The organism is Streptosporangium becharense, from assembly GCF_014204985.1.
GTDB classification, from domain to species: domain Bacteria; phylum Actinomycetota; class Actinomycetes; order Streptosporangiales; family Streptosporangiaceae; genus Streptosporangium; species Streptosporangium becharense.
This window is the reverse complement of record NZ_JACHMP010000001.1, coordinates 2,393,305-2,413,605: the sequence shown is the minus strand read 5'-3', so window position 1 is coordinate 2,413,605 and position 20,301 is coordinate 2,393,305. Positions and strand designations below refer to the sequence as shown.

Here is a 20,301-nt window from a genome sequence, read left to right as displayed (position 1 = left end):
CCCGCCTGTGCGGAGCCTCTCCTTCGCACGGGGCGCCCATCGGGCGCGTGCCGAATCCGATCTTCCGATCCCCGTCCGTGCGGGGCGAGGATCGGGTGTGTTGATCGTGACGGCTCCCGCGAGGGGGGTGTCCGGGCCTGTCGCCCGCGGCACCCCCCTTGCTCCGGGTTGACCTGTGGCCTCCAGGTGACAAATATGAATGCGTTCATTCATTCCTGATGGGGAGGTCGGGCATGACCGGCAACCGGGTTGTGCGCGCGCCGCGCGGTACCACGCTCACCGCCAAGGGGTGGCCGCAGGAGGCGGCGCTCCGGATGATCCAGAACAACCTGGACCCGGAGGTGGCCGAGCATCCGGAGCAGCTCGTCGTCTACGGCGGTTCGGGGAAGGCCGCGCGTGACTGGCGCTCCTTCGAGGCCATCACCCGCACCCTGACCACCCTTGAGGGCGACGAGACGCTGCTGGTGCAGTCGGGTCGTCCCGTCGGGGTGTTCCGCACGCACGAGTGGGCGCCGCGGGTGCTCATCGCCAACTCCAACCTGGTGCCCGACTGGGCCGACTGGGAGGAGTTCCGGCGCCTGGAGGCCGCCGGCCTGACCATGTACGGGCAGATGACGGCCGGATCATGGATCTACATCGGCACCCAGGGCATCCTGCAGGGCACCTACGAGACCTTCAGCGCGGTGGCCGCCAAGCGGTTCGGCGGCAGCCTGGCCGGGACGATCACGTTGACCGCCGGCCTCGGCGGTATGGGCGGTGCCCAGCCGCTCGCCGTGACCATGAACGGCGGCGTGGTGATCTGCATCGACTGCGACCCCAGGTCGATCGACCGGCGGATCGAGCACCGTTACCTCGACGTGCGGGCCGCCGACCTCGACGAGGCGCTCCGCCTGGCGTACGACGCCCGCGACCGGCGTGTTCCGCTGAGCATCGGTGTGCGGGCCAACGCGGCGGAAGCCGTGCCCGAACTGCTGCGCAGGGGTGCCGAGATCGACATCGTCACCGACCAGACCTCCGCGCACGACCCGCTGATGTACCTTCCGGCGGGCATGGCCTTCGACGACATGGCCGACGAGCGAGAGAAGGACCCGGCGGGGTTCACCCACAGGGCCCGCGAGTCCATGGCCAGGCATGTGGAGGCCATGGTCGGCTTCCGGGACGCCGGGGCCGAGGTCTTCGACTACGGCAACTCCATCCGGGGCGAGGCCAAGCTGGCGGGTTACACCCGGGCCTTCGACTTCCCGGGCTTCGTGCCCGCCTACATCCGGCCGCTGTTCTGCGAGGGCAAGGGTCCCTTCCGGTGGGCCGCGCTGTCCGGGTCGGCCGCCGACATCGCCAGGACCGACCAGGCGATCTGCGAGCTCTTCCCGGACAACGAACCGCTGACCCGGTGGATCCGCCTGGCCGGGGAGAAGGTCCACTTCCAGGGGTTGCCCGCCCGCATCTGCTGGCTCGGCTACGGCGAACGGCACCTGGCCGGCGAGCGTTTCAACGACATGGTGGCCTCCGGGGAGATCGAGGCACCGCTGGTGATCGGCCGCGACCACCTCGACTGCGGCAGCGTCGCCAGCCCGTACCGCGAGACCGAGGGCATGGCCGACGGCTCCGACGCGATCGCCGACTGGCCGCTGCTGAACGCGATGCTCAACGTGGCCTCCGGCGCGGCCTGGGTCTCCATCCACCACGGGGGCGGTGTCGGCATCGGCCGGTCCATCCACGCCGGTCAGGTCACCGTGGCGGACGGCACCAGGCTCGGCGCCGAGAAGCTCAACCGGGTCCTCACCAACGACCCCGGCACCGGTGTGATCCGCCACGTCGACGCCGGCTACGACGAGGCCGTCAGCGTCGCGGAGGAGCGGGGCGTCCGCGTCCCGATGCGCGAGTCCTGACCCCGCCGGAGGTGAATCCGCACCCCTCGCTCCCGTTCCGTCCCGTCCCGGTGTATGAACGACACCGGGGCGGGACGGCGGGAATGCCCGTGGGCGGCCGGGAGGTTGGAGGGGGCGTGGGGGACGGACTCGATCAGCTTCTGGAGGGCCGGCGGCTCTCGCCCGTGCAACGGCGCATCGCCCGTTACATCGGCGACCACCTGTCGGAGGCCGTCTTCCTGTCCAGCGTGGAGCTGGCCGACCGGGCCGGGGTGAGCCAGCCGTCGGTCACGAGGTTCGCCATGTCGCTCGGTTTCGCCGGGTACCCCGAGCTCAAGCAGGCGCTGCGGCCTCTCGTCGTGGGCGGACGCGGCCCGTCGGGGGCCAACGACCTGCAGGCCGCGATCGACGTCGAGATCGAGAACCTGCGTGCGGTGCGCGAGAGCCTGAACGACCCCTCCGATGTCACGGACCTGGGCACCAAGCTGGCCGGGTGCGAACCGCTGCCGGTGCTGGGCCTGCGGGTGTCGAGCGGGCTGGCCACCACGTTCGCCTACTTCGCCCGCCGCATCCACCCCGACGTCCGGCTGCTGACCCACGGTGGCTCCGAGCTGGCGGACGGCCTGCACGCCGCCCGCCGGGCGGGGGCCGGCTGGCTGGTCGCGGTGATCCTGCCCCGCTACCCGGCCGAGGCGGTGCAGGCCCTGCGGACCTCGCGTGACCTCGGCCTGCGCACAGCGGTGATCACCGACCGGCGGGACGTGCCCTTCGAGGCCGACGAGATCCTCGCCGCACCCGTCGGCGAGCGCCTGGTCTTCGACTCGCACGCCGCACCGCTGGCGCTGGCCATGGTGCTGGTGGAGGCGATGGCCGACGCGGCGCCGCTGCGGACGCAGGCCCGGCTGGAGGAGTACGAGCGGATGATCGACCAGGCCGGGGTCTTCACCGACCATCTCGACTGACGGCGAGGACGCGCGGGAGCGCCTTCCGGGGGCCCGGCCCACCGACCGGCAGCCCGTCCAGCCCGTCTGGCCCGTCCAGCCCGGCTGGCCGGCGCCCCGTTCGATCGAGCCCACCGGTCGGCGCAGGGCCGTCGCCGTCGCCGTCGCCGTCGCCGTTGGTGCCGGGGCCGGCATCGGGGTCGGCACCGGCACCGGCACCGGCATCGGCATCGGCATCGGGGCCGGCATCGGGCCGGAGGCCGTAGGCGCAGGATCGGTCGTGTCCCGCCCCGAGTAGGGTGATCGGCATGTCTGCACGCCCGACCGCGCTGGTGACCGGAGCCTCCCGGGGGATCGGGGCCGCCGTCGCGCGGGCCCTCGCCCCGACGTACGACGTGCTGCTCGGCGGCCGTGACGCCGAGGCGCTGGCCGCGATGTGCGCGGAGCTCTCGGGCGCGCGACCCTGGCCGGTGGAGCTCACCTCCGTCACCGGGGCCGACGTCGCCGGGATCGACCGGCTCGACGTGCTGGTGCACAGCGCGGGCGTGATGACCCTGGGCCGGATCGAGGAGACCCCGGCCGAGGTGTGGCGGCGCACGATGGAGGTCAACGTCGTCGCGGTGGCCGAGCTGACCCGGTTGCTGCTGCCCGCGCTGCGCGCCGCCCGTGGGCACGTGGTGCTGATCAACTCGGGGTCGGGGCAGCGGGCCAACCCCGCCTGGACGTCCTACTCGGCCAGCAAGTTCGCGCTGCGCGCCTTCGCCGACGGGCTCCGCCTGGAGGAACGGGAGCTCCGGGTGACCACGGTCTATCCGGGGCGGTCCGACACCGACATGCAGCGGGGGCTGCGTGCCCAGGAGGGCGGTGCCTACGAGCCGGAGAAGTATCTCGCCCCCGACTCGGTGGCGCGGGCGGTGGTGGCCGCCGTGACCGCCACCCCCGACGCCCACATCACCGAGATCACGGTCCGGCCGGCCGGGGGTTCCCCCAACTGAGCCCGCCTCGGCCGGCTCAGGTTCTCCCGGCCGGACGGCCCCGGCCGGCGGAGGCTTTCCCGGCAGGACGGCTCCGGCCGGGCCGCCTCAGCGGAGCACGTCCCACCCGCGCCACCGTTCCGCCCCGCGCCACCGTTCCGCCCCGCGCCACCGTTCCGCCCGGCGGCGCCGGTCCATGCGGGACGTGGTCGAGGCGCGGGCGGGGCCCGCGCCGGAAGCAGGGGACTCCGGGCTCGCCAATGAATGGTTTCATTCACATAATGGGAGGGTGTTCGACGAGATGTGGGGTGCCATCGAGCACCTCGGACGTGACGCCCGGACCGGGGGCTACCTGCGCGACGCGTGGTCACCCGCCGACATGGAGCTACGGCTGTGGTTCCGTCAGGAGGCCGCCCGGCGCGGCCTCGACCTGCGGGAGGATCGCAACGGCAACCTCTGGGCCTGGTGGGGTGACCCGTCGGCCCGGCCGGGGGTGGTCACCGGCAGCCATCTCGACTCGGTCCGGCAGGGTGGCGCCTTCGACGGCCCACTCGGCGTGGTGTCGGCCTTCGCCGCCCTCGACCTGCTGCGGGCCCGCGGCGTCCGGCCCGGCCGTCCGCTGGGAGTGGCCTGCTTCACCGACGAGGAGGGGGCCCGGTTCGGCGTCCCCTGCGTCGGCTCCCGCCTGCTGACCGGCCTCCTCGACCCCGACCGGGCACGGGCCCTTCTCGACGACGGGGGCGACTCGCTGGCCGAGGTGCTGCGCCGGGCCGGCCGCGATCCGGACGCGCTGGGCCGCGACGACGAAACCCTGCGACACGTCGGCGTCTTCGTCGAGCTCCACGTCGAGCAGGGCCGGGGCCTCGTCCACCGCGGCGCGCCGGTCGGCGTCGCGTCGGCCATCTGGCCGCACGGTCGCTGGCGTTTCGACTTCCACGGCCAGGCCAACCACGCGGGCACCACGCTCCTGGCCGACCGCGACGACCCGATGCTGCCCTTCGCCCGGACCGTCCTGCACGCCCGTCAGGCCGCGGAACGCCGCGGGGTGGTCGCCACCTTCGGCAAGGTCCGCGTGTCGCCGAACAACGCCAACGCGGTCCCCGGCCTGGTCGCCGCCTGGCTGGACGCCCGGGGCGGTGACGAGGCCGAGGTCGGGGCGCTGGTCGCCGAGCTGACCGAGTTCTCCGGCGCCGAGGTCACCGCCGAGTCGTGGACCCCGGTCGTCGACTTCGACGTGGCGCTCAGGGAGCGGGTCGCCGCCGCGGCCGGAGGAGCACCGGCCCTGCCGACCGGGGCCGGGCACGACGCAGGAATCCTCGCGTCCGCGGGCGTGCCGAGCGCGATGGTGTTCGTCCGCAATCCGACGGGAATCTCTCACTCCCCGGACGAACACGCCGAGGCGGACGACTGTCACGCGGGGGTGGCGGCTCTCGCCTCGGTCTTGGAGGATCTGTGCACGCGGTGAACTACTGGTGCGAGCTGGCCTGGCTGCCGCCGGGCGAGGTCGTCGCCGGGGTCCTCGTCAAGGTCGAGGGCTCCATGATCGCTGAAGTCGTCCCCGGCGTGGCCGACCCGCCCGCCGGGGCGGTGCGGCTCGCCGGGCTGACCCTGCCGGGGCTGGCCAACGCCCACTCCCACGCCTTCCACCGGGTCCTGCGCGGGGCGACGCAGCGGGAGAAGGGCACCTTCTGGACCTGGCGCGAGCAGATGTACGGGGTGGCGGGCACGCTCGATCCCGACTCCTACCTCAGGCTGGCCAGGGCCGTCTACGCCGAGATGGCGCTGGCCGGGATCACCTGCGTCGGGGAGTTCCACTACCTTCACCACGCCCCCGGCGGCACACCGTACGACGACCCGAACGCCATGGGACACGCCCTCATTCAGGCGGCGCGCGAGGCGGGCCTGCGGATCGCGTTGCTGGACGCCTGTTACCTGACCGGTGGCATCCACACCCCGCTGAGCGGCGTCCAGTTGCGCTTCGGCGACGGCGACTCCGAGAGGTGGGCGGCCCGGGTCGCCGGCCTCTTCTCCCACTACCGGAGCGAGCGGGACGTGGAGATCGGCGTGGCCGTGCACTCGGTGCGGGCGGTCCCGGCCGAGCAGATGCCGGTGGTCGGCGAGTTCTCCCGGCACCACGCGGTCCCGCTGCACGCCCACGTCTCCGAGCAGCGGGCGGAGAACACCGCCGCGGTGGAGATGTACGCCGCCAGCCCGGTCCAGGTGCTCGCCGAGCACGAGGTGCTCGGCCCCCGGGCGACCGCCGTGCACGCCACGCACGTCTCGGACGTGGACATCGCCCTGCTCGGTGCCTCCCGCACCCACGTGTGCATGTGCCCCACGACCGAGCGCGACCTCGCCGACGGCATCGGCCCGGCCAGAGCGCTGTTCGACGCCGGGTCGCCGATCACGCTCGGCTCCGACAGCCATGCGGTCATCGACATGTTCGAGGAGGCCCGCGCGGTCGAGCTGGACGAGCGGCTGGCCACCGAGCAGCGCGGCCACTTCTCGGCCGCCGAACTGCTGCACGCCGCCACCGTGGCCGGGCACGACTCGCTCGGCTTCCCCGGCGCGGGCATGCTCGTGCCGGGGGCCTGGGCCGACCTGGTGTCGGTGCGTCTCGACTCGGCCCGCACGGCCGGTGCCTCCCCGGGGCACGCCGTGGAGAGCGTCGTCTTCGCGGCGACGGCCGCCGACGTGCACTCGGTGGTGTCGGGAGGCAGGCGGGTGGTCACCGAGGGCCGCCACATCCTCGGCGATGTGGGCGCCATGCTCGCCGAGACGATCGCCGAGGCGCGGGGGGAGAAGAGACATGAGGAACGGTGAGGGGCCGGCGAGCACCGTCTTCGACGGCATCGGCCTGCTCTACACCGGGGATCCGGCGCGCGAGGAGATCGAGGACGCGGCCCTGGTGATCGAGGACGGCCGGGTGGTGTGGGTCGGGCCGGCGGTGGCGGTCCCGGCCGCCGACCGGCGGGTGGACGTGGCCGGACGCTGCGTGATCCCCGGTTTCGTCGACAGCCACGCCCATCTCGTCTTCGCCGGTGACCGCACGGCCGAGTTCGCCGCCCGGATGGCGGGACGCCCGTACACGGCAGGCGGCATCCGTACCACTGTGGCGGCGACCCGCGCCGCCACCGACGCCGAGCTGGCGGCCCGCACGGCCGCCCTCGTCTCCGAGATGCTCGCCCAGGGGACCACCACGGTCGAGATCAAGAGCGGTTACGGCCTCACGGTGCAGGACGAACGGCGATCTCTGGAGATCGCGCGGGGTTTCACGCAGGAGACCACCTACCTGGGTGCGCACGTCGTGCCGCCGGACGCGTCCTCGGCCGACGACTACGTCCGCACCGTCACCGGGGAGATGCTGGACGCCTGCGCGCCGCACGCCCGGTGGGTGGACGTGTTCTGCGAGCGCGGCGCCTTCGACGCCGACCAGAGCAGGGAGATCCTCCTGGCCGGGGTGAAGGCCGGGCTGTTGCCGCGCGTCCACGCCAACCAGCTCGGTCCCGGCCCGGGGGCCCGGATCGCGGCCGAGGTGGGTGCGGCCTCCGCCGACCACTGCACCCATCTGACCGCGGGCGACGTCGAGGCGCTGTCGTCGGCGGGGGTGGTCGCCACCCTGCTGCCCGGTGCGGAGTTCTCCACCCGCTCGCCCTACCCGGACGCCCGCGGCCTGCTGGACGCCGGGGTGACGGTCGCGCTGGCCACCGACTGCAACCCGGGGTCGTCCTTCACCTCCTCGATGCCGTTCTGTGTGGCGCTGGCGGTCCGCGAGATGCGGATGACGCCGCTGGAGGCGGTCAGAGCCGCCACGTACGGCGGAGCCAGAGCACTGCGCCGCGCCGACGTCGGCACGCTGCGGGTGGGGAGCAGCGCGGATCTGGTGATCCTGGACGCTCCGACCTACGTCCATCTGGCGTACCGCCCCGGGGTACCGCTGGTCACGCAGGTATGGAAGGAGGGGCGCCGGGTGGTTTGAGCCTCCGGCACCTGGGGAAGCCGCACGCCTTGTCATGGCATACCTGGGGGGCATCCTCCTTGAGGAGGAATTCAGAACCATTCTCCAGGCGTACTCCTTGAGGGAATCTTTGCCCTGATCCAGCCGTTGATAAGTCAAGCGACCTGTCCGCACGCACGGGGCATTGAACGAGCGTGCGGGCATGTCATAAGCAGGCGGAGCGAGGTGCCATCGGATGGCAAGGCCGACGGGGAATCGGACGCAGGATCAGCACGTCTCGGATCGGGACCTGCTTGGAACCTACCTGGCGGAGATCGGGCGGGTTCCCCTGCTCACCGCGGAGGAGGAGGTCGAACTCGCCAAGCGGATCGAGGCGGGCCTCTTCGCGGAGCAGTTGCTGGACGGCGGGTTGACGGAGCCGCGGATCGCGGACGCCGCCGATGAGGAGCTTGAGAGACTGGCCGTTTCGGGGCGGCGGGCCAAGGACGAATTCATCCAGGCCAATCTACGTCTTGTGGTGGCGGTCGCGCGCAAATATTCGGGGCGGGGAATGCCCCTCATCGACCTGGTTCAGGAGGGCAACCTGGGATTGGTCCGCGCGGTCGAGAAGTTCGACTACCGGCGCGGATACAAGTTTTCCACATATGCCACCTGGTGGATCCGCCAGTCCGTGGGCCGGGCCATCCACGAGCAGGCCCGGCCGGTGCGGCTGCCCACCCACGCCGGTGAGCAGATGACCAGGCTGATGCGGGTCCGCCGCGACATGCTGGCGGAGCTGGACCAGGAGCCGACCGACGCCGACCTGGCCGAGGTGCTCGAACTCCCCATCGAGCGGGTGCGCGAGCTCCGCCGTTGGGCGGCCGATCCCATCTCCCTCCAACTGGGCGTCGGCGACGAGGACGAGACCGAGCTCGGTGACATGATCGCCGACGAGACGTGGGCCGATCCCGAGCAGCAGGCGATGGACATCCTGGAGCGCGAGCGCCTGGAGGAGTGGCTGACCGGGCTCGAGGGCCAGACCCGCGAGATGCTCCGCTGGCGTTACGGTCTGATGGACGGCCGCGAGCACACGCTGACCGAGGTCGGCGAGCGTTACGGCATCGGCCGCGACCGTGCCCGGCGCATCGAGCGCGACGCCCTGGCCCGGCTGCGGAAGATGGCCACCGCCGCCTGACCTCCGATTCTCCACGCGCTCCGGCGCGGCCCCGCAGGGGGCCGCGCCGGAGCGCGTTTCACGTTCGCCCGCGTCCCGTCCTGTCCCGCCGTGCCGCGGCCGGCCCGAGCCCGCTGCGGCCCGAGCCCGGCTGCGGATGCGCGACGGTGACCCGCGTCGGCTCACTGGCCCACGCCGCGCCGGCTCACTGGCCCACGCCGCGCCGGCTCACTGGCCCACACCGCGCCGGCCCGAGCCCGCTGCGGCATGCGCGACGCCCGCCCGCCCGAGCCCCGTTACGGTCACCTTCCGGCCGGGGGCGTCACCTCCGAAACACGGGCGAAACACCCTTCGGCCGAGTTTCACAGATGTGAAACACGCAAGGTCGCGCCCTGAAACGGCGGAAGAACACGCTGTGGCGCAACGTCAGTGCGCGGCCGGTCGACGGAGCCCTGGAAGCGCCCACTGCGATGTGAAACCGGCAACACGCCAATTGGAAGGAGGGTCGCTTCGCATGGAGATCGACAGCGGCTCCACAGCCTGGATGCTCATGAGCACCGCGCTCGTCCTGCTCATGACCCCGGGTCTCGCGTTCTTCTACGGGGGCATGACCAGGGCCAAGAGCGTTCTCAACATGATGATGATGTCGTGGGTCAGCATCATCGTGGTGACGATCGCCTGGGTTCTCTACGGCCACTCGCTGGCCTTCGACGCCGTCGGCGACGGCTCCGGATTCCTCAACAAGATCATTGGTGGGCTCGACAACCTCGGGTTGAGCGGCATGGTCGAGACCGCCACCAAGGACGACGGCACCGGCATGCCGAGCCTGGTCTTCTCCGCCTTCCAGATGACCTTCGCGATCATCACGGTCGCGCTGATCAGCGGCGCGCTCGCCGACCGCGTCAAGTTCGGCGCCTGGGTCGTCTTCGCGATCGTCTGGGCGACCCTCGTCTACTTCCCCGTGGCGCACTGGGTGTGGGGCGGCGGCTGGCTGAGCAACCTCGGCATCGAGGACTTCGCCGGAGGAACGGTCGTCCACATCAACGCCGGCGCCGCGGCCCTGGCGGTCGTGCTGGTGATCGGCAAGCGGGTCGGCTGGCGCAAGGACCCGATGCGGCCGCACAACCTCACGCTCGTCCTCCTGGGTGCGGGCCTGCTGTGGTTCGGCTGGTTCGGCTTCAACGCGGGCTCCGAGCTCGCCGTGGACGGCACGACCGGCCTGGCGTTCATGAACACCCAGATCGCCACCGCGGTCGCGGCCGGCGCGTGGATCCTCGTCGAGAAGCTCCGCGACGGCCACTCCACCACCCTGGGCGTCGCCTCCGGCGCCGTCTCCGGCCTCGTCGCGATCACCCCGGCCTGCGGTTTCGTCGACCCCTGGGCGGCGTTCCTGATCGGCGCGGTCGCCGGTGTCGCCTGCGCCTACGCGGTCGGCCTGAAGTACAAGCTGGGCTACGACGACTCCCTCGACGTGGTCGGCGTCCACATGGTCGGCGGTGTCGTGGGTGCGGTCGCGCTGGGCTTCGTCTCCGCCTACCCGCTCGCCGACACCGCGCAGCAGACCGGCATCCTCTACGGCGGCCCGATCTCCCAGCTGGGCGTGCAGGTGCTCGGCCCGGTCGCGGTGGGCGCCTACTCCTTCGCGGTCTCCTGGATCCTCGCCAAGGTCATCGACAAGACGATGGGCTTCCGCATCACGAAGGAGCAGGAGATCACCGGCGTCGACATCACCACCCACGCCGAGACCGGTTACGACCTCGGCACCATCCACTCCTCCGGCGTGGCCGCCGTCAGCGGTCCGGTTCCCGCCCCGGCGTCTAAGAAGGTGGACGCATGAGACTCATCACCGCGGTCATCAAGCCCTTCAAGCTCGATGACGTGAAGGCCGCCCTGGAGCAGTTCGGCATCAAGGGCATGACGGTCAGCGAGGCCAGCGGGTACGGCCGCCAGCGCGGTCACACCGAGGTGTACCGGGGTGCCGAGTACCAGGTCGACCTGGTGCCCAAGGTCCGCCTGGAGGTGCTCGCGGAGGAGGACGACGCCGACGACGTCATCGACGTCATCGTCAAGGCCGCGCAGACCGGCAAGATCGGTGACGGCAAGGTGTGGTCCGTTCCCGTGGACACGGTGGTCCGGGTCCGCACCGGGGAACGCGGACCCGAGGCGCTCTGACCGGTGAGAGGCGACACCCGCTCGTACGCCGCGGCCCGCAGGGAGCGGGCCGCGGACACCGACCGCTGGCTGACGGACCTGCTCCGCGCCGCCTGCGGTTCGCCGTACGGGTCCAACGGGGGGATGACGAGGAACGACGAGCGCGGCGCCCTGAGCGGGGTCGCGCTCGTCGCGGTCGGCAGCCTGGGGCGCTCGGAGCCGGCGCCCGGCAGCGACCTGGATCTGGTGCTGCTCCACGACGGCCGTGACGACATCGCACGCATCGCCGACCGTGTCTGGTATCCCGTCTGGGACTCCGGGGTGGGGCTGGACCACTCGGTGCGCACCGTGGAGGAGGCGGCCAAGGTCGCCCGGGAGGACCTCAAGGCGGTCCTCGGGCTCATCCAGGCCCGGCACGTGGCCGGAGATCCGGAGCTGACCCGCGCGGCGCGCGAGATCGTGCTCGCCGAGTGGCGGGCGGACTCCCGGCGCCGCCTGGGTGAGCTGCGTGAGGCCGCGGACAAACGGGCCGAGTCAAGCGGGGAACTGGCGTTCCTCCTCGAACCCGACCTCAAGGACGCGCGCGGCGGCCTCCGCGACGTCCAGGCGATGCAGGCCGTGGCCGCGGCCTGGGTCGCCTCCGCTCCGGGCCCGAGGGTGCGCGAGGCGTACGAACTGCTGCTCGACGTCCGGCACGGCCTGCATCTGGTGACCGCCCGGGGTGCCGACCGCCTGGTGCTCCAGGAGCAGGACGCGGTGGCCGGCGTCCTGGGTCTTCTCGACGCCGAGGCGCTGATGCGCAGGCTCGCCGAGGCCGCCAGGACGATCTCACACTCCTTCGACGCCACCTGGCGCACCGTCGACCGGCTGCTGACCGGCCCCACGCCGCGGGGCCGCCGGCCGCTCGCCGACGGCGTCGTCGAGCACGGCGGCGAGGTCGTGCTCGCCCGCGGGGTCAGCCCGCGCGAGGACCCGGTGCTGGTGTTGCGCGCCGCCGCCGCGGCGGCGGAGGCCGGGCTGCCGCTGGCGCCCGCCACGGTCAGCGCGCTGGCCGCTCAGTCGCCGCCGCTCCCCGTGCCCTGGCCTGACGAGGCGCGTGACGCCCTGGTCGCCCTGCTGGGCGCCGGTCGCGCCGCGGTGCCGGTCTGGGAGGAACTGGACCAGGCGGGCATCCTGGTCCGCCTGCTGCCCGACTGGGAGCGGGTGCGGCACCGGCCACAGCGCAACCCGGTGCACCGCTACACCGTCGACCGGCACCTGATCGAGGCGGCGGCGGGGGCCGCGTCGTTCACCCGTGAGGTCTCCCGGCCCGACCTGCTGCTCATCGCCGCGCTCCTGCACGACATCGGCAAGGGTTATCCCGGCGACCATTCCACCACCGGCGCCGTGGTCGCCCGCGACATCGGCACCCGGCTGGGCCTGTCCCCGGCGGACGTCGACATCCTTGAGACCGTGGTCCGCCACCATCTGCTGCTGCCGGAGACGGCCACCCGCCGTGACCTGGACGACCCGGTGACGATCTCGCGGGTGGCCGGGGCGGTGGGCTCCCGCGAGGTTCTGGAGCTGCTGGCGGCCCTCGCCGTGGCCGACGGTCACGCCACCGGGCCGGCCGCCTGGAACTCGTGGAAGGCGTCGCTGGTCACCGACCTGGTGCGCCGGGTCCGTTCGGTGCTCTCGGGCACTCCGCCGCCGCCCGCACCCTCGCTCTCGGCGGAGCAGGCGTCCCTGGCCCGCCACGGCGGCGGTGCCGTCCGGGTCAACGGGGGAGCGGTCACCGTGGTCGCGCCGGACCGGGCCGGGCTGCTCTGGTGCGCGGCCGGGGTGCTCGCCGCGCACCGGATGGTGGTCCGCGCCGCCACGGCGGCCTCAGCGGGCTCGACCGCCGTGATCGAGTTCTCGGTCGTGCCGGAGTACGGTTCGCCGCCCGACCCCGCGACCCTGGAGGCCGACCTGCGGCTGGTGCTGGCCGGCCGCCTCGACATCGAGCAGCGCCTGGCCAGGCGGACCAGGTCGTCGCGGCCGGGCCGGGTTCCGGTGGCGCCGCCCCGGGTGACGCTGGTGGACGACGCCTCCAGCACCGCGACGGTCGTCGAGGTGCGTGCTCACGACCGTCCTGGGCTGCTGTGGCGCATCGGCAGGGCGTTCGGTGAGTGCGGTCTGGACGTGCGGGCCGCGCGGGTGGAGACGCTCGGCGCGGAGGCGGTGGACGTCTTCTACGTGGTCGACCGGGCGGGCCGCCCGCTGACGGACGAGGTTCAGCGCGCGCAGGTCCGGGATCACGTGCTGGCCGCCCTGCGATAGGGCGGCACCGGCCGCGGCGTCGCCCGGTGACCGGTCAGGATGCGGCCAGCCACCACCGGGCGGCGACCAGCTCGGCCACCAGGGTCTCGGTCAGGAGCGCCACGTCGGGGTCGTCGTCGTGGCGGTAGCGCACGGACGCCTTGGCCCCCGGGAGTTCGCCTCCGACGGTCAGGACGGTGGAAGCGCGCTCGCGGATCCACTCCATGGCCTGCTCGTCGTAACGGGATCCGGGGAACAGGACGGCCCGGTAGTCGAGGGTCTTGGTGAGGTAGACGTCCACGTGGGCCCAGTCGCCGGTCTCGCAGGCGTCGGCCGCCCTGCGGGGCCCCTCCCGGAGCATCAGGGCCGACTGCTCGGCGGAGGACAACCGCTCGGCGGGAGCGATCGTGTAGACGCCGTCCGGGCCGTCGAGCAGGGTCGCCACCGGCTCCAGCCACTCCTCGCGCCGGTCGAGCAGGTCGGCGGTGGCCTCGGCCGTGCGGCGCAGCAGCGCGGGCACGTCCCGGTCGAAGCCGCCGGCGGCGGAGCGGCCGGTGAGACGGCCCCCCAGGGCCAGCAGCAGGGCGAGGGTGTGCTGGAAGGTTCGGCAGGACACGCCGCCGCGCTCCTCACCCGCGACCATGGGGACCACCAGGTCGGCCCCCTCGGTGACGGCCGAGCCCGGCTTGTTGGTCAGCGCGAGGACGAACGATCGGCCCCGGTGGCGGGCGACCGCGTCGAGGGTCTCCCGGCTGCCGCCGGTGGCGGAGATCGCCACGACCAGCGTGCCGGGGTCCGCCGGGTAGGACAGGGACGCCGAGGCGTACTCGGCGACCGCGTCCACGCCCGCCGCCCGCAGGCGCAGCGCGGCCACCCGGGCCGCGTACCGGGAGCTGCCCATGCCGAGGAAGAGCACCCGCCGGATGCCGTCCGGGATGCCCGCGAACGGGTCGCCGGCCTCCAGAGCGCTCGCCAGCTCCGCCAGGGCGGCGGGCTTCGCCTCCAGGTCCGCGAGATAAAGCTCGGGGTTCACATGCTCTCCTTCAGTGTTCCTTCACCGGTACCTGGACCGTAGGACGCCCATCGGGGCGTAACGCCATCGGGGCAGGTGCCGGGCCGCGTAGATGAGCTCGCGGCACTCCTGCTCGATCTCGAAGGGCCGCAACAGGGAGCGGTCCAGGAGCGCGGAGCGGCCGAGCTCGGCCAGCCGCTTGCGGTAGGCGGACTCCAGGGCGGCGCCGGCCGCGGCGGCCCACTCACCGGTCGCCGCGGGGTCGGCGTCGCGTCGCCTGACCGCGATCTGACCGACGTGCTCGACGCTCGTGGTGAGCTGGGCGAGGTCACGGGCCGCGGGCTGGAAGGGGTCGGCGCCCGTGACGGTCGGGTTGCCGTCGAAGTCGATCACCGCGTAACCGTCCCGCCACCGGAGGATCTGGCCGACGTGCAGGTCGCCGTGGATGCGGATCAGCGGACCGGTGCCCGCCGAGGCCAGCGGGGCCAACCCGGCGCGGAGCGTGCCGGCGTGCTCGGCCAGCCAGTCGCCGTCCTCGCCGTCGGTCAGCGCCAGCGCCTCCTCCAGCGCCTGCCGTGCCCGCACCGACCACGGATGCTCCCCGGGACCTCCCGCGTGGCCCCGGGACGGGGTCGCGTCGCCGCCGAGGTCCCCGGATTCCCGCGGGTCGCCGGAGTGCGCGTCCCCGGACGTCTCCGGCGGGTGCCGTATCGGGTCGGGGAAGGCCGGCGACGGGGTGGCCATCGCGGCGTGCAGGTCGGCGGCGAGGACGCCCAGGTCCGCGGCGAAGGCGGTGCGGCCGGCGACGGCCTCGTCCACGCACCACTCCCAGCCGTCCGCGGCGTCCGGCAGGTAGGCCGTCACCAGCGCGAGCAACCGCTCGGTGCCGTCGTCGTCGCGGCGTGAGAGGGACGCGTACGGCGTGGCGGTGGCGGTGAAACCGACCGATGTCAGATGGGCGAACACCTCGGGCGTCGGCTGGGGGAGCGGAGCGGGAGGTGTGAGCCATTTCACGACCACATTCCCGCCGACCACCACCGAGTGATTGGTCTGATCGACGTCGAAGCCCCGCTCGGTCGCCCGATCATCCCCGGAGATCGGCGACAATTGACTGACGATTGAGCGACCGGCCACGAAGGGGGCGGGGAGCGGATGGAACCGGCGAACGGTGAACGGGGCAGGGACATCGCAGGTCAGAGCTGTGACGAACGCGGTGGTCCGTCCGTCGCCGGCCTGCGGGACCGTGTCCAGCCGATCCCAGATTGAACAGCGATTCAACAAACAAGCCAAACTTTCCAGGGGTGATGTCGTGAAAAGTCTTGCTCAAGTTAATGTTGACTGCAACACTCCTGCTTTGGTCTGCCGTGTCCCCTACGGCCGGTCTACCCCACGCAAACTGGATTCTGAAGGAGTAGCGGCCGTGTCCCGCACTCGGTTCACCCGTCGTCTTCCGGCTGCCGCCCTGGCGGCCGGGCTCGCGCTCGCAGTTTCGGCATGTGGCGGGGAGGCCGCGGACACCGCCGCGCCCGCCGCCGGTGCCTCGTCCGCCCGGCTCGACCCCAACGCCGACCTGTCGAAGCAGAGCGTGGCCATCTCGGTCTGGGCCGACTACACGCCCAAGGACCTTCCCGAGAGGGTCAAGGAGAAGCTCAAGACCAACCTCAAGGTCACTCTCCACGACACCAACGAAGCGATCATGGCGAAGCTGACCAGCGGGGCCGACACCGGTCTCGACGTGGCGTTCGTCTCGGGGCAGTACGCCCAGGCGCTCAACGAGGCCGGTCTGCTGGAGCCGCTGCACCCCGAGCTCATCCCGAACCTCGCCAACCTCTACCCCGAGGCCAAGGAGCTCGCCTTCGACAAGGGCAATGTCTTCTCGGTCCCCTACACCTGGGGCACCACCGGCATCTGCTACCGCACGGACCTGGTGAAGACGCCGCCGACGAGCTGGAACGACATCCTGAGCCCGCCGGCCGACGCGGTCAAGAAGGTCACCATGATGACCACCGAGCGCTGGCTGGCCCTGCCCGCCATCAAGGCGCTCGGCATGTCGGTCAACACCAGGAGCGACGACGACCTGGCCAAGGTCAAGGAGAAGCTGCTGGCGGCCAAGCCGAACCTGCTCGGCTACGACGACACCACCTTCGGCGACAAGCTCAAGAGCGGCGAGGCCGTGATGGTGGAGGCCTGGGACGGCTGGTGCCCCACCTCCGAGAAGAACATCAAGTTCGTCGTGCCCAAGGAGGGCAGCGACCTGTGGGTGGACACCATGGTCGTGCTGAAGTCCTCCAAGAACAAGGAGGCGGCGCACGCCTTCATCAACTACATCCTCGACCCGGAGATCCACCGCTGGGCCGCGGAGAACATCCTCTACAAGGTCCCGAACAAGGCCGCCATGGACGCCATGGACGCCAAGCTGAAGGCCGCCAACGCCCCGCTGCAGATGAGCCCGTCCGACCTGCTCAAGGGTGAGTCGATCGTCGACCTCGGGGAAGACTCGGTCAAGTTCACCCGGCTGGCGACCGAGGTCGCGGCCCAGCAGTGAAAAGCTCCACCACCGCTACCGGCGCGTCCGCGACCTCGCGGGCGCGCCGGTCGCATGCCCTGGGAAGACTCCTCTTCCTCGGGCCGGGCCTGCTCTATCTGGTCGCCTTCGTCGTGGTGCCGCTGGGCCTGATCGTCAGCTACACGGTGTTCCGCCGGGGCCGGTTCGGCGGGATCGTCTACGAGTTCACGTGGGAGAACTTCGCCCGGCTTGACGACTCGCTCTACCGCGACGTCGTCCTCGGCTCGCTCAAGCTGGCCGCGATCGCCACCCTGATCGCCCTCCTGGTGGGTTACCCGACGGCCTACCTGATCGCCCAGCTTCCGAAGAAGTGGAAGACGATCGCCCTGGTCGTGATCGTCATGCCCTTCTGGACCAACTTCCTGGTCCGCATCTACGCCTGGGTCGTCCTGCTCAGCGGTCCCGGACTGGTCAACTCGGCCCTGCTGGACCTCGGGCTGATCGACAAGCCGCTGGAGCTGCTCTACAACCAGGGCACGGTCGTCACCGGCCTGGTCTACTCGTACCTGCCGCTGATGATCCTGCCGTTGTACGCGGCGATCGAGAAACTCGACCCGCAGTTGCGCGAGGCCTCGGCGAACCTCGGCGCGGGCCCGGTCCGCACGTTCTTCTCGGTGACGTTGCCGCTGACCCTGCCGGGTGTGCTCACCGGCTCCCTGTTCGTCTTCGTGCCGAGCTTCGGCAACTTCATCATCCCCGAGCTGCTCGGCGGCGGCCGCTCCACCATGGTCGGCAACGTGATCAGGGACCAGTTCCTCAAGGCGCGCGACTGGCCGTTCGGAGCCACCCTCACGCTGGCGTTGCTCGTCGTGCTGATCGTTCTGCTGCTGGCACAGGCATGGAGTTCCCGACGTGCGTAGACCCCGCCTGCTGTACGTCCCCTTCTGGGCGTCGTACGTCTTCCTCTACACGCCGATCATCGTGCTCATCGTGATGTCGTTCAACTCCGGCGATTCGCCTTACGTCTTCGAGGGATTCAGCCTCGACTGGTACGGCAGGCTCGTCCGGAACGCGAACATCCGCGAGGGCCTGGTCAACACGCTGATCGTGGCCGTGGGCTCCACCGCGCTCGCCACGGTGCTGGGCACCCTGCTGGCGGTGGGCCTGGCCCGCCACACCAGGTCGCGGTTGCTGGACGCGCTCAGCGTGCTGCCCGCGATCCTGCCGGACCTGGTGCTCGGCATCGGCCTGCTGGTGTTCTACGCGGCGGTCAAGATGACCCTCGGCCTGCACTCGGTGCTGCTGGCCCACACGGTGTTCGGCATGGCGTTCGTGACCGCGGTGGTGCGCACCCGGCTCACCCACGCCGACACCTCCCTGGAGGAGGCGTCCAGGGACCTGGGTGCGCCGCCGCTGACCACGTTCCTGCGCATCACGCTGCCGCAGCTGGCCCCGGGGATCCTGGCGGGCGCGCTGCTGGCGTTCACCCTGTCGATCGACGAGTTCGTCATCGCGTTCTTCACCTCGGCGCCGACCACCCCGACCCTGCCCATCGTCATCTACTCAATGGTCCGTTTCGGGATCACTCCGGAGGTGAACGCGCTCGCCACCGTCCTGCTGGCGGTGAGCTTCACCGCGGTGATCGTGACCCAGCGGATGACCCGACTGACGGAGTCGCTGTCCTAATGCTGAAGATCAACGGTGTCAGCCGCCGGTTCGGTGACGTCACGGCGCTGTCGGAGGTCTCCCTGGAGATCCGGCAGGGCGAGTTCTTCGCGCTGCTCGGCCCCAGCGGATGCGGCAAGACGACGCTGTTGCGGATCCTGGCCGGCTTCGAGTTCCCCGACGAGGGCTCCGTCACGCTCGACGGCGAGAACCTGCTCAGCCAGCCGGCGCACCGCCGCCCGATCAACCTGATGTTCCAGTCGTACGCGCTCTTCCCCCACATGACCGTGGCCAAGAACATCGCCTACGGCCTGGAGCGGGAGAAGGTGTCCCGCTCCGAGGTCCGCCGGCGGGTGGAGGAGGTCCTGGAGAAGGTCGGCCTGAGCGCGATGGCCGGACGCAGGCCGCACCAGCTCTCCGGTGGTCAGCGGCAGCGGGTCGCCCTGGCTCGCGCGATCGTCAAGCGGCCCCGCCTGCTGCTGCTGGACGAGCCGCTCTCCGCGCTCGACAAGAAGGTCCGCGCGGAGATGCAGCTGGAGCTCAAGCGCCTGCAGAACGAGGTCGGCATCACGTTCGTCGTGGTCACCCACGACCAGGAGGAGGCCATGTCGCTGGCCGACCGGATCGCGGTCTTCAGCGCGGGCCGGGTCGAGCAGGTGGACGCGCCGGTGGAACTGTACGAGCGCCCGGCCACCCGGTTCGTCGCCGACTTCGTCGGGGCCAACAACCTCTTCGAGGGCCAGGTGGCCGCGGGCGGCCTGGCCGCCGATGGGCTGGGCGTGCTGCCCGGCGCGCCGGACCTGCCCGCGGGGACGCCCGCGCTGCTCGCCGTACGGCCGGAGCGGATCAGGCTGATCGAGGCGACCGAGGTCACCGACGAGGCCGAGCAGCTCAAGGTGGTCGACGGCGGCGTGCTGCGCGGCGAGGCCGTGGACGTCAGCTTCTACGGCGGGATCTCGCACGTCTCGGTACGGGTGGAGGGGCACCCGGTGCCGGTCCTGGTCGCCACCCAGGGGGCCACCAAGGTCAGGGCGGGGTCCTCGGTGGCCCTGAGCTGGGCCGAACCGGACGGGGTGCTGATCCCTCAATGAGATGTCTTGAGCGGGTGGTCCGTGGCGGTCCGGGCGTACTCCAGGATGAGCTCCGCCGCCTCCGCCGGACCGATCACCGGGTGGCGCGCCGTGATGCGGTAACCGTAGGCGTCCTCCAGGGCGACCAGGTTACGGGCGATGACGAGAGAGTCGTCGGACAACGTGAAGGTCCCCAGCGCCGCCCCGGTGTCCAGGATGCTCTGGTAGAGCGAGACCTGACGGTCGTAGAGGGTGGTGAGCAGCAGCGCGTACATCCTGTTGCGGTGCGCGGCTCCGCCCAGCTCGTTGAGCAGCCGCACGTCCGGGTCGTCCGGCCCGTGCGGCAGCCCCGAGCGGACGGTCACGATCAGCTTCTCGGCCGGGTCGCGCATGCCGCTGATCCGCTTGAGGCGTTGCTCGTAGAAGCGCTCCAGCCCGGAGTGATGGGCGTCCACCAGCAGCTCGCTGAGCCTGGGGTAGTGGTACAGCACGGCTCCGGAGGTGAGGCCCGCCTCTTCGGCGACGTGGTTGAGGTGCACGCCCTCGGTGCCGTGCCGGATGATCGCCCGATGTGCGGCCGCGATGAGATCCAGGCGTCGATCCGCCCGTCCCTTGCGCGTCATGATCCCCCGCTCGTTGAAAACCACACTCTGTGCCGGGGTCCATAGTGACCGTTTCCCGGCATTTTTGCTAGCCATGATTTGAACCATTCTTCAAAAGCAC

General features: G+C 71.7%; 17 protein-coding genes. 14 read left to right on the top strand and 3 right to left on the bottom strand.

Annotation, left to right across the window (positions count from 1 at the left end; genetic code table 11):
• Positions 1–233: 233 nt before the first annotated feature.
• From hutU to F4562_RS10270, 10 genes are all read left to right on the top strand, one after another.
• Positions 234–1,889 (top strand): urocanate hydratase, encoded by a 1,656-nt coding sequence (gene hutU / locus F4562_RS10315; protein WP_184539229.1) that lies wholly within the window; start codon positions 234–236, stop codon positions 1,887–1,889.
• 116 nt (positions 1,890–2,005) lie between these two features.
• The gene (locus F4562_RS10310) at positions 2,006–2,830 is read left to right on the top strand and encodes a MurR/RpiR family transcriptional regulator (protein ID WP_311733859.1); all 825 of its coding nucleotides are present in this window, start codon (positions 2,006–2,008) and stop codon (positions 2,828–2,830) included.
• A gap of 287 nt (positions 2,831–3,117) precedes the next feature.
• Positions 3,118–3,804 (top strand): SDR family oxidoreductase, encoded by a 687-nt coding sequence (locus F4562_RS10305; RefSeq protein ID WP_184539233.1) that lies wholly within the window; start codon positions 3,118–3,120, stop codon positions 3,802–3,804.
• A gap of 280 nt (positions 3,805–4,084) precedes the next feature.
• On the top strand, positions 4,085–5,248 hold the full coding sequence (locus F4562_RS10300) for an allantoate amidohydrolase (RefSeq protein WP_184539631.1): 1,164 nt from the start codon (positions 4,085–4,087) through the stop codon (positions 5,246–5,248).
• Positions 5,236–6,606, top strand: coding sequence for a formimidoylglutamate deiminase (locus F4562_RS10295; protein ID WP_184539235.1), 1,371 nt, complete (start codon positions 5,236–5,238; stop codon positions 6,604–6,606). Before F4562_RS10300 ends, F4562_RS10295 begins: the two co-directional genes overlap by 13 nt.
• On the top strand, positions 6,593–7,762 hold the full coding sequence (hutI, locus tag F4562_RS10290) for an imidazolonepropionase (RefSeq protein ID WP_221206170.1): 1,170 nt from the start codon (positions 6,593–6,595) through the stop codon (positions 7,760–7,762). The genes F4562_RS10295 and hutI overlap by 14 nt, the downstream gene beginning before the upstream one ends.
• Before the next feature lie 214 nt (positions 7,763–7,976).
• Positions 7,977–8,915 (top strand): sigma-70 family RNA polymerase sigma factor, encoded by a 939-nt coding sequence (locus F4562_RS10285; RefSeq protein ID WP_184539238.1) that lies wholly within the window; start codon positions 7,977–7,979, stop codon positions 8,913–8,915.
• A 493-nt stretch (positions 8,916–9,408) separates the two neighbouring features.
• The gene (locus F4562_RS10280) at positions 9,409–10,731 is read left to right on the top strand and encodes an ammonium transporter (RefSeq protein ID WP_184539240.1); all 1,323 of its coding nucleotides are present in this window, start codon (positions 9,409–9,411) and stop codon (positions 10,729–10,731) included.
• The gene (locus F4562_RS10275; protein WP_184539241.1) at positions 10,728–11,066 is read left to right on the top strand and encodes a P-II family nitrogen regulator; all 339 of its coding nucleotides are present in this window, start codon (positions 10,728–10,730) and stop codon (positions 11,064–11,066) included. Before F4562_RS10280 ends, F4562_RS10275 begins: the two co-directional genes overlap by 4 nt.
• A gap of 3 nt (positions 11,067–11,069) precedes the next feature.
• Positions 11,070–13,346: a [protein-PII] uridylyltransferase gene (locus F4562_RS10270; RefSeq protein WP_184539243.1), complete on the top strand. Its 2,277-nt coding sequence runs from the start codon at positions 11,070–11,072 to the stop codon at positions 13,344–13,346.
• A gap of 34 nt (positions 13,347–13,380) precedes the next feature.
• On the opposite strand, the gene F4562_RS10265 is transcribed toward F4562_RS10270, so the two are convergent.
• Positions 13,381–14,358, bottom strand: coding sequence for an SIS domain-containing protein (locus tag F4562_RS10265; protein ID WP_184539245.1), 978 nt, complete (start codon positions 14,356–14,358; stop codon positions 13,381–13,383).
• A gap of 21 nt (positions 14,359–14,379) precedes the next feature.
• Positions 14,380–15,444: a hypothetical protein gene (locus tag F4562_RS10260; RefSeq protein ID WP_184854772.1), complete on the bottom strand. Its 1,065-nt coding sequence runs from the start codon at positions 15,442–15,444 to the stop codon at positions 14,380–14,382.
• Between the two features lie 313 nt (positions 15,445–15,757).
• On the opposite strand from F4562_RS10260, the gene F4562_RS10255 reads away from it, so the two are divergent.
• Genes F4562_RS10255 through F4562_RS10240 form a run of 4 tightly spaced genes read left to right on the top strand, consistent with a single transcriptional unit; the run spans position 15,758 to position 19,599 of the window.
• On the top strand, positions 15,758–16,882 hold the full coding sequence (locus tag F4562_RS10255; protein WP_184539249.1) for a polyamine ABC transporter substrate-binding protein: 1,125 nt from the start codon (positions 15,758–15,760) through the stop codon (positions 16,880–16,882).
• Positions 16,879–17,763 carry an ABC transporter permease gene (locus F4562_RS10250; RefSeq protein ID WP_184539252.1) on the top strand — a complete coding sequence of 295 codons (885 nt, stop codon included), beginning with the start codon at positions 16,879–16,881 and terminating at the stop codon, positions 17,761–17,763. Before F4562_RS10255 ends, F4562_RS10250 begins: the two co-directional genes overlap by 4 nt.
• Positions 17,756–18,529: an ABC transporter permease gene (locus F4562_RS10245; protein WP_184539254.1), complete on the top strand. Its 774-nt coding sequence runs from the start codon at positions 17,756–17,758 to the stop codon at positions 18,527–18,529. Before F4562_RS10250 ends, F4562_RS10245 begins: the two co-directional genes overlap by 8 nt.
• Entirely contained in the window at positions 18,529–19,599 is a 1,071-nt protein-coding gene (locus tag F4562_RS10240) for an ABC transporter ATP-binding protein (protein ID WP_184539256.1), read from the top strand. The genes F4562_RS10245 and F4562_RS10240 overlap by 1 nt, the downstream gene beginning before the upstream one ends.
• On the opposite strand, the gene F4562_RS10235 is transcribed toward F4562_RS10240, so the two are convergent.
• A complete protein-coding gene (locus F4562_RS10235; protein WP_184539258.1) occupies positions 19,593–20,201 on the bottom strand; it encodes a TetR/AcrR family transcriptional regulator in 609 nt (202 codons plus the stop codon). The genes F4562_RS10240 and F4562_RS10235 overlap by 7 nt on opposite strands.
• Positions 20,202–20,301: the final 100 nt, after the last annotated feature.